This window comes from Halomonas flagellata, from assembly GCF_022487945.1.
GTDB lineage: Bacteria > Pseudomonadota > Gammaproteobacteria > Pseudomonadales > Halomonadaceae > Halomonas > Halomonas flagellata.
Genome location: NZ_JAKVPY010000049.1, coordinates 1 through 9,491, shown reverse-complemented (window position 1 = coordinate 9,491; position 9,491 = coordinate 1). Strand labels below are relative to the sequence as shown.

Genomic DNA, 9,491 nt, shown 5'->3' with positions numbered 1-9,491 from the left:
TCAGCCGCTTCCTCGACGCGGTGGGCGAGCGTTACGACCTGGTGATCGTCGACACCCCGCCGGTGCTGGCGGTGACGGATGCCGCGGTGATCGGCGCGCAGTGTGGTACCACGCTGCTGGTGGCGCGTTTCCAGGTGAACCCGCTGCGGGAGGTGCAGCTGGCGGTCAGGCGGCTGGAGACGGCAGGGGTCACGGTGAAGGGGGCGATTCTCAATGCGATCGAACGTAAGGCCGCCACCCGATATGGCTATAGCTATGGCTATAGCTACTCTTGAACTGAAGCGTCGAAGGCACATATCTACATCCGAAATGAAGGCGGTCAGACAATGTTCTCAAGTCTAAAGGCTCTTTGTGGACTCCTTACCGGTGAACAGCGCAAGCGACTCCTCCGGTTACAGCTATTGGTTGTGTTCATGGCCTTGGCTGAGGTGGCTGGAGTCGTGGCCATCGGTCCCTTTATGGCTCTGGTCGGTGACATGAGTCGTCTCGAAGGCGATGGTGCCGTGGCACGTCTTTATTCAATGATTGGCTTCGGCGACCCCGCTGACTTCCTGTTCTGGATGGGGGTGTCCGTTCTCGCAGCGCTGACCGTCGCTTCCTGTATCTCGATGTTTACTGTGTGGAGGCTCTCCATGTACGGCCAGCAGATAGGGGCCGAGCTCAGTACGCGTCTCTATCGGCATTACATGCAGCAGCCCTGGTTGTTCCATGCCGGAGGGAGCAGCGCACAGTTGACGAACAAGATTTCACAGGAGTGTCAGCGGATTACCGACAAGATCATTGCACCGTTGATGAAGATGAATGCCAGGGTCGTGATGGTCCTGTTTATGTCGATAGCCATCTTTGTCTACAATCCGGTCGTGGCATCAACAGGGGTCATCGTCTTTCTCTTTGTGTATCTCGTTTTGTATCGCACCGTACGTCGGAAGCTGGTGTCCAATGGCAAGGCAATCTCTCGTACCCAGCGTGAGCGGTTCAAACTGATGGCCGAAGGCTTCGGCGGAATCAAGGACGCACTGCTACTGGGGCGCCAGCCGGTATTCAACCAGCGTTTCGAAAAATGCAGCAGACGTTTCGGGCGAGCAAGAGGGACGACTAAGGCACTATCGGAGGTTCCTCGCTATGCCATGGAACTTGTCGCCTTCGGCTCGGTTATTTTTCTAGTTCTATATTTTCTTTCAGCACACCAAGGTAACTTGGGGGATATCCTTCCTGTGCTGTCCGTTTTTGCTCTTTCGGGACTTAAGCTATTGCCTGCCTTTCAACAGATCTATACTAGTGTTGCGACCATCAGAGGTAATTTGGCGGCTTTCGACAGCATACATGAGGACCTTTTGGACAGCCGTCACGCAGAGTATCAGGACCCACTGCCTGCATCGGCGGCGGGGTATGTGCAATTTCATCAGGCGATCGAGCTGCGCAATGTCGTGTTTCACTACCCTGGCAAGGAGGAGGCCGCATTGGATAAACTCTCATTAACAGTGCCGGCCAATCAGGTCATCGGTCTGGTAGGCGCCTCTGGGTCAGGTAAATCTACTGCTATTGATATTCTGTTGGCCCTGATAGAACCCGATAGTGGTGAGTTTCTGATAGATGGTGAACCATTCAATGAGGGGGTGAAGCGTGCATGGCAGAACAGCTTGGGATTCGTTTCTCAATCTATTTTTCTGGCTGATGCCAGTATCCGGGAGAATATTGCCTTTGGGCTTCCGGATGAGCAGACCGATGATGATCGTGTGCAGAGAGCCGCAAGTATGGCTCGCCTAGATGAGCTAATAAGTCAACTTCCCGATGGTCTGGAGACGCGTGTCGGAGAGCGTGGCATCCAGCTATCCGGAGGCCAGCGCCAGCGCATTGGGATCGCCCGGGCGCTATATGATGACGCCGGGATCCTGATCCTTGATGAGGCTACTAGTGCCTTGGATGGCATCACCGAAAAGCTGGTGATGGACGCTATACATGACTTTTCCGGCAAGAAGACCATCATTATGATTGCTCACCGCCTTGCAACGGTAAGGAAGTGTGATTGCATCTATCTCATGGAAAGCGGGCGTGTAATAGACCATGGAAAGTACGATGAATTGGTCGAGAGGAATATTGTTTTCCAGCGTATGGCCATAGATGCCTGACTCAAATTGATGGGGCTGTGTAATAGCTGATGCGGTTCAGTCCACCCGGTGAGTGTTTAACCACTGAGAGGGATGGAACGATGAGTGCAAAGCGCGGACTCGATTTGCTGGAAGCCGGCGTGCTCCTTCTGTTGCTGTCGCCATCGCTTCTGACGCTGGCGCTTATGATCCGCTGGCGGCTTGGCTTCCCGGTGTGGTTCCGGCAGATGTGTCCCGACTTGAACAGGCGACCATTTGAGCTGGTGAAATACTGCAGCATGCTCAACGACTACGATGCGAACCGAGAGCTCTTGCCCAGCCATCTGCGATTGACATCTTTTGGCCGTTGGCTTCGGGCCACGCGCTTGGATGAGCTTCATGAACTCTGGAACGTGTTAAGGGGGATATGAGTCTGGTGGGACCTCGGCCGCTTCTAATGGACTACCTGCCGCTCTATACCCCCGAGCAGTTCCGGCGTCATGAGGCGTGTCCCGGTATTACCGGCTGGGCACAGGTCAACGGTCGCAACGCCCTCACCTGGGAAGAGAAGTTTCCCGGCTTCATTCATCAGAATCCTTAACGGGCGTGTTGAGACCAGTGATTGCCGGTTCCGGCCTACTTCAGCGTCATCCGGCTACCAAGCAGCCGTGAAGTTACCCCGATTCAGTGGACGGTACACGGCGTTAGCCTGAGGCTGTCGCCACGCTGGGAAGGGCTTGGAAATGTCGTGGTCGAGGTGCTGTATGCTCAGGTGAATATTGTCAGTTTTGATTGCCCCATGGCCCGGCGGAGATACAGGAGCATGGAAAGTGGGGCAGGGTAGTGGCGTGTGGTGACATCGTGGGGCTGGCACATTCGATGGACCACGCCCTTGCGAGTGACACGAGGAACCTAAACAACCGATGGAATGACTTTTATACACCGAATGTGGCAATGAAATGCCTCGACTTCATGGGCTATGGGGGGCAGCTCTGTACTGAGGCTTGCTCCAGGAATTGAATTTGGCTTATCTCATTGATTTCGTTAAAACCAATTGGAACAAGCTAATTATGAATACTCCAGTGACAGCTATCAATCCAGAGGATATTCCGAAATCCTATTATGATTTTTCCAAGTACAACTCTAAGCAGAGGATGCTTACATATTGGTATCAACTTTCGATGATCCATGAATGCCATCCCCGGCTGGTTCTGGAAGTCGGGGTGGGGACGGGGTTGGTGACTGCGTACTTGCGACACGATGGGGTTCACGTTGCAACCTTCGATATCAACTCTCAGCTGAACCCGGACCATGTCGGTTCGATTCTTTCTCTGCCCGAAGGGTTGCCGCTTGGGCTGTTCGATCTGGTGTTGTGTTCAAGAGTTCTTCATCATATCCCTTTTGGTGATATGGAAAAGGCTCTCTGCAACCTGTCGGCTCTGACGAAGAGATATTGCCTGATCACATTGCCGGTCAACGACTTCCGCATCTACCTGATGGCGCGTATTACATCTTCCTCGATTTCGACGTTATCTCTACCGCTGCCTCTCATATTGAAGAAGGTTTTGGTCAGGATGAGTGGGCGTGGCTGTGACAGTGGTGTTTGGCAAATCAATTCGAGTCATGAAACATCTGAAAATAAGGTTGTCGGTGTCATTGCGCGACGATTTCACATCATAAAGATGTTTCGGATGCCCGAAGATCAGTCCCATATGATGTTTTTACTGGAAAAGAAATAAGTCAGGCGCTGGCGAGTTTGCACGAGCGCTGCCATCTGGAGATCTTCGGTCATGCCTGAATTTGCCCTGCCATGCGAGGCCGAGGCGGCAATCGCAGCCCCCGTCGTGTTCTGGTGATCGGGGGCGTGGCGCGCTCACTGGTCAATTTCCGTGGTCCGTTGCTGCGGCTATTGAGCGAATGTGGCCACCGGGTTGTCACGGCGGCTCATTCGGACGCCGCCACCGACGCGGTCAGCCGTGAGCTTGCTTCATTGTCGATACCCTTCGAAGCTCTGGCTATCGGGCGAGGTGGGCTCAATCCGCTGGAGGACTGGCGCACGGCGTGGGCGATTCGCGCCCTGATCGAGCGCCAGCAGCCGGAGGCGGTGATCGCTTACCGCCAAGTCAGTGATATACAGCGGCCTGGCGACAGTGGAGGCGATGGCCACCGGGCGGCCGATTATCACCAAGGATTCGCCTGGTAGTTGGGAGACGGTGGAGGCAGGCGTGAACGGCCTGTTGGTCGAGCCCCGTGGTCTGGCCAACGCCATGCTGGCCATGATCGACGCCGAGGACACGGTAGTGGAGGCCATGGGGCGTGCCAGCCTGGAGAGGGTGGCACGGCAGTACGACGTCCAGCGGGTCAATCGACGGCTGCTCGAGATTACCGATCTGTAGCGGGGGTGTCATGCATGGGTGATGAATCGACGGTGCTGCTGACCCACGGCTGGTGTCGCAGTAGTTACTCAGCGTTGCGGGGCCTGGTGCGCAAGGGCGTGAAGGTGGTGGTGGCCGACACCTCCAGGATCGGCATGTGCCAGGCGTCGCGCCTGGCACATGCCCGCGGGGGGTATCGTTCGCCCTATGTCGATCCCGTGGGTTTCGTGGCGGATATCACCGAGCTCTGCCTGCGTCACGAGGTGGGGGTGATAATCCCCGGGCACGAGGAGGGCGAGCTGCTGGTGCAGGCTCGGGAGGCGGGGCGCTTGCCAGCAGTCATTGCACTGCCGATGGTGGATTCGGTCACCCTGGCGCTGGTCAACGACAAGGACCGCATGAGCCGCCTGGCCAGGGGGCTGCGCGTGGCGGTGGCACCCATCGTCGAGTATCGTACTCCGGCCGAAGCCCAGGCCGTCACGGATCCGGATCGCTGGTACGTGGCCCGGGCGCGGCGTGGCAACAGCTCCAAAGGCGTACGTTTCGCGCGTGGCGGCGAGGCGCTGACGCGCGAGCTCGAGCGGATGATGACCGACTTCGACCTCGACCACGATCGGCCGCCGATCGTGCAGGAGCGGGTGACGGGCGATGGCTGGGGGGTCTCTTGCCTCTACTGGCACGGCCGGCGGATCGCCTCCTTCACCCACCGCCGTCTCCAGGAAAAGGTTACGATCGGGGGGACCAGTACCCTGCGTGTTGGTGCGTCCAACCCGGCCTTGGAGTCGGATGCCCACCGCCTGCTCGACGCGCTGGACTGGCACGGCCTGGCGATGCTGGAGTTCAAGTATGACGCCGAGAGTGGGCGCCACCATTTCATCGAGATCAACCCGCGGCTGTGGGGCTCCATCGACCTCTCGCTGAGTTCGGGCGTGAACTTCGCCTGGTTGCTCTACCTGGCCGAGACCCGTGGACCCGAGGCCGCGCTGGTGGCGGCCGGGCCTGTACGTGACGGGGTGGTGGAGAGGTGGCTGCTGGGCGATGTGATCCGCCGTCTCGACCTGCTGCGTCGGGGCCGGCTGGCGGAGGCCCTGCGGCTGCGTGATGGGGTGAGGGCCGACGCCTTCGACGACTTCAAGCTCGACGACCCGCTCGTGCTGTTCGGCGAGGCGTTCTACTATCTGGCCAAGGGGTTGAAGACCAAGAGCATGAACCCCCTCGAAGCCGGGATGGTACGCTGAGATGGCCCTGCTCAAGCGGCATCTGGGCGAGAGGCCGGCGGGGTGGGAGGCCGCTGGCCTGACGCGCGGGCAGCGCAGCCTGAAGCGCGTCTTCGACCTGATAGTGTCGCTGCTGCTGCTGGCGCCGCTGTTGCCGGTGATCCTGCTGGCGGCCTGGGCTGCGGCCCGGGACACCGGGGCCTCCGGTTTCTTTCTGCAGGAGCGCATCGGACGCGGCGGGCGGGCGTTCCGGGTGGTCAAGCTGCGAACCATGCGTCCAGTGGCCGGCTCTATGGTGACCACCCTGGGTGACCCGCGTATCACCCGATTCGGCCGCCTGCTGCGCCGCTCGAAGCTCGACGAATTGCCGCAGCTGTTCAACGTGCTGGCTGGCCAGATGAGTTTCGTCGGGCCGCGACCCGACGTGCCGGGGTTTGCCGATGTCCTGAGCGACGAGGGGCGGGAGATCCTCTCGGTACGGCCCGGCATCACCGGGCCGGCGACGTTGAAGTATCGCAATGAGGAGGCGCTGCTGGCCGGAGTGGCCGATCCGGAACGCTACAATAGCGAGGTGATCTTCCCCGACAAGGTGAGGCTGAACCGCGACTATGTCCGTCACTGGTCCTTCACCATGGACCTGGTCTACTTGTGGCGCACGGTCTTCCCGGCGCCACATCATGAGACGACGGATACCTGAGAAGGTGTTTACAAATCCTGGCGAGCGACAGGGATGTCGCGAGTCCAAAGCGGAGTTTACGCGGTGTAAATGAGGTCTTTGAGCCGATTTTTAACGCCGTATGGGTGCGCGCAGGCAGTTTTCAGACAGGCGTGGGCTATGCCCCTGAGCAGGCGCAGGCCCTCAGTGATGACCGGCGCCGCACCGCCTGGAAGTCCCTATCTGTCAACGGCCTGCTGCGCGCATCCGGCTAGCCGATGCCGAACGCCTCTTACGGGTGATGGTCTTCAATCGCCTCTGTGATCCTGGGTCGAAGCTGGTGCCCCCAGGGCCACGGTCAGTTCCCTGGCGCGACTGGGGGAGGGAACGGTGGTGATGGCCGGAGCGGTGATCAATGCCTTCGCGATCGTCAATACCTGCGCCACGGTGGATCATGACTGTCGTGTCGGCGTCTGCGTGCACGTGGCGCTGGGGGCCAACGTGTCGGGTGACGTGAGGGTCGGGCGTGGCAGCTGGATCGGAGTGGGAGCAGCGGTGCGCCAGGGTGCGTCAATCGGCGAGGGAGTGGCCGTGGTTACTGACATCGCCGGTGGCCTCACCGTGGTCGGGGTTCCGGCTCGTCCTCTCGGCGGCAAGGCTGCCCCCCGTCATGGCCAGCGCCTCAGGTCAATAGCGCGACCCCTTGACCAGTGACAGCGCCGCGGCCTTGAGCAAGGCTTCCGTCTCTGAGTCCGGTTGCGGCTCCAGGACTGACCGGGCTGGAGACGCGGGAGCCTTGACGGGGTGGTGACCGATTTCCTGCCAGATCAGATCGACGATAGGGCCCTGGGGGTGGTAGGCGGCAGGGGCCTCGACCAGCAGTTGACGAATGGTCTCGACATCCCCCCTCTCGGCGGCATTCCACAGATGTTTCAGCAGGGCCTCCAGGCGTGGCCACTCCCAGCATGATTCCCGGGCACCGAGAATGCGTGGATGCTCAGTCGGCGAGACATTATCACCGACCAACAGTTCCTCAAAGAGCTTCTCGCCGGGCCGCAGGCCGGTGTACATGATCTCGATATCGCCGCGAGGGTTGGCTTCGTCCTTCACCTCCAGCCCCGAGAGTCGCACCATCTGACGGGCCAGTTCGGCGATCTGGACAGGACTACCCATGTCGAGCACGAAAACTTCGCCGCCCTTGCCCATGGCGCCTGCCTGCAGCACCAGGGTGGCGGCTTCGGGAGTGGTCATGAAATAGCGGGTGATGTTCTCGTCGGTCACGGTGATCGGGCCGCCCTGGGAAATCTGGCGGTGAAACAGCGGAATCACGGAGCCGGATGAGCCCAGGACGTTGCCGAAACGCACCATGCAGAAGCGTGTCCATGACTGGGTAGACGACAGCGCCTGGCAGATCAGTTCTGCCAGGCGTTTCGTCGTGCCCATTACATTGGTAGGACGCACCGCCTTGTCGGTGGATACCAGCACGAAGGTCTCGACACCGGCCGCGATGGCAGCATGGGCGGTTTCCAGGGTACCAAAGACGTTGTTGCGCACGCCCTCGATCACATTATATTCCACCATCGGGACATGCTTGTACGCGGCGGCGTGATAGAGCGTCTGTACCCCGAAGGTACGCATGATGCTTTCCATCCGGCTGCGCTGCTGCACCGAGCCCAGCAATGCCTCTACCCTGTCCGGAAGCCCCTCCCCACCAGCGAGTTGCTTCAGCTCTGCCTCTATCCCATAGAGTGCATATTCACAGGCATCCAGCAGGATCAGCCGTTGGGGAGCCAGTCGGAGGATCTGGCGACAGAGTTCCGAACCGATCGAACCGCCGGCTCCGGTGACCATCACTACCTTGCCCTGGATATTGGCATCCAGCAGGTCACGGCGCGGCGGAACCGGGTCACGGCCCAGTAGATCCTCTACGGCGACATCCCTTATCTCGTTGAGCTGTGCATGTCCCTTGACGATATCCTCGATGCCAGGGACCGTCTGGATCGGCACATTGAAGGGGGCCAGCGACGCCAGGATCTCACGGCGGCGAGTGCGACTTATGCTCGGCATGGCCAGCAGAATCCTCTCGGCGTGCGTCTCTTCTATGACATGGGGAAGGCGATCGGGGTGATACACCTTGATCCCCTCGACAATGGTGCCATGCATGCCACGCCAGTCATCGATGAATGCGACCGGCATGAACTCGCCCCTCTGTTTCAGCGAAGTCACGAGTTGTGACCCGGTGGTGCCCGCACCGTAGATCACCACTCGCGTCCTGTGGCTCATCGGGTCTCGACGATAGAAGAGCCCGCGAAGCAAGAGCCGTATGCCACCCGAAGCCAGCACGGCCAGCATCATATAGATCATCAGTATCGATACGGAAAGCGTGACGCCTTCCAGCCTCGCCGTCACCCACAGTGTCAGGGCCGAGAACGCTACCCCCGTCGCCAGCGTCTGCAGCGCCCTGATCCCCATGTAGCGGATCAAGGCGCGATAGAAGCCCAGGCGATAAAACATGAACAGGCTGATGGGTAACGCAACTAGTAGTATCTTCAGGTTCTGGACTTCGAATATTGGTGAGAGACTGTCCTGTTTCAGTACCAGTGCCATCAGAAAACTGGCTGACAGCAACAGTGCATCAGTACAAAGCTGGATCAGGCATTTGACTCGACGAGAAAAACGGAATGCGCGCTGTAATAGCCAGCTCATTGTTCCAGCTCCTTCCTGTTACCCTCGTTCCCGGCGTGACGTATTGTCGCCGTGGTGTGCGTAGCTTTTATTTCTTGTTTATGATTTTCAGTAGCCTGAACTCAGTGTTCAATGAGGTGACGTGGAAATGGAAAGAAACCGTACAGATAATGATGTTTGTTTCTTTCTGTAATCTACTATATCGTCAATGGAAGGAGGTCAACAAGGTGGATTTTCTGCCATGGGAACATGATGAAGCTGAATGCTTGGGGCGTGATTTAACTGGCAGAGTGCTTGCTCATCAATCCTGATTCTCCTCGACGTGTTAACAGTAGGAACCTCATCATCCCCTGATATTCACCGGGCAGCCCTGGAAATGAAGATGGCGGTTGGTATCCTACTGATAAATCAGAGAGTTCCTGGCAGAACCTGATTCAGGAGGACCAACCGCCATGGGTGAAACCCTAACGAC

The 9,491-nt window shown here is 58.6% G+C and carries 8 protein-coding genes and 2 pseudogenes; 9 read left to right on the top strand and 1 reads right to left on the bottom strand.

Features of this window, described 5'->3' with window-relative positions; all coding sequences use genetic code 11:
- From MKP05_RS20765 to MKP05_RS20720, 9 genes and pseudogenes are all read left to right on the top strand, one after another.
- Positions 1–275: pseudogene (locus MKP05_RS20765) on the top strand (tyrosine-protein kinase); the annotation flags it as partial.
- Between the two features lie 165 nt (positions 276–440).
- On the top strand, positions 441–2,129 hold the full coding sequence (locus MKP05_RS20760; protein ID WP_240570068.1) for an ABC transporter ATP-binding protein: 1,689 nt from the start codon (positions 441–443) through the stop codon (positions 2,127–2,129).
- 29 nt (positions 2,130–2,158) lie between these two features.
- Positions 2,159–2,688, top strand: a pseudogene (locus tag MKP05_RS21995) (sugar transferase).
- Between the two features lie 421 nt (positions 2,689–3,109).
- Positions 3,110–3,826: a class I SAM-dependent methyltransferase gene (locus tag MKP05_RS20745; RefSeq protein ID WP_240570065.1), complete on the top strand. Its 717-nt coding sequence runs from the start codon at positions 3,110–3,112 to the stop codon at positions 3,824–3,826.
- 125 nt (positions 3,827–3,951) lie between these two features.
- Positions 3,952–4,290 carry a glycosyltransferase family protein gene (locus MKP05_RS20740; protein WP_240570064.1) on the top strand — a complete coding sequence of 113 codons (339 nt, stop codon included), beginning with the start codon at positions 3,952–3,954 and terminating at the stop codon, positions 4,288–4,290.
- Positions 4,247–4,483, top strand: a complete 237-nt coding sequence (locus tag MKP05_RS20735) for a glycosyltransferase family protein (RefSeq protein WP_338072370.1) — start codon at positions 4,247–4,249, stop codon at positions 4,481–4,483. The genes MKP05_RS20740 and MKP05_RS20735 overlap by 44 nt, the downstream gene beginning before the upstream one ends.
- 14 nt (positions 4,484–4,497) lie before the next feature.
- Positions 4,498–5,700, top strand: a complete 1,203-nt coding sequence (locus tag MKP05_RS20730) for a carboxylate--amine ligase (RefSeq protein ID WP_240570062.1) — start codon at positions 4,498–4,500, stop codon at positions 5,698–5,700.
- Between the two features lies 1 nt (position 5,701).
- Complete coding sequence (locus MKP05_RS20725) at positions 5,702–6,376, top strand: sugar transferase (protein WP_240570061.1); 675 nt, start codon at positions 5,702–5,704, stop codon at positions 6,374–6,376.
- Between the two features lie 348 nt (positions 6,377–6,724).
- Positions 6,725–7,048 (top strand): LbetaH domain-containing protein, encoded by a 324-nt coding sequence (locus MKP05_RS20720; protein ID WP_240570060.1) that lies wholly within the window; start codon positions 6,725–6,727, stop codon positions 7,046–7,048.
- Here MKP05_RS20720 and MKP05_RS20715 read toward each other — a convergent pair.
- Positions 7,022–9,040: a nucleoside-diphosphate sugar epimerase/dehydratase gene (locus MKP05_RS20715; RefSeq protein ID WP_240570059.1), complete on the bottom strand. Its 2,019-nt coding sequence runs from the start codon at positions 9,038–9,040 to the stop codon at positions 7,022–7,024. The two genes, MKP05_RS20720 and MKP05_RS20715, sit on opposite strands and share 27 nt — an antisense overlap.
- Between the last annotated feature and the right edge of the window lie 451 nt (positions 9,041–9,491).

Coding starts and splice junctions, on each gene's coding strand:
- MKP05_RS20735 (WP_338072370.1), top strand. CDS start 4,247: ATGGCCACCGGGCGGCCGATTATCACCAAGGATTCGCCTGGTAGTTGG.
- MKP05_RS20730 (WP_240570062.1), top strand. CDS start 4,498: ATGGGTGATGAATCGACGGTGCTGCTGACCCACGGCTGGTGTCGCAGT.
- MKP05_RS20725 (WP_240570061.1), top strand. CDS start 5,702: ATGGCCCTGCTCAAGCGGCATCTGGGCGAGAGGCCGGCGGGGTGGGAG.
- MKP05_RS20715 (WP_240570059.1), bottom strand. CDS start 9,040: ATGAGCTGGCTATTACAGCGCGCATTCCGTTTTTCTCGTCGAGTCAAA.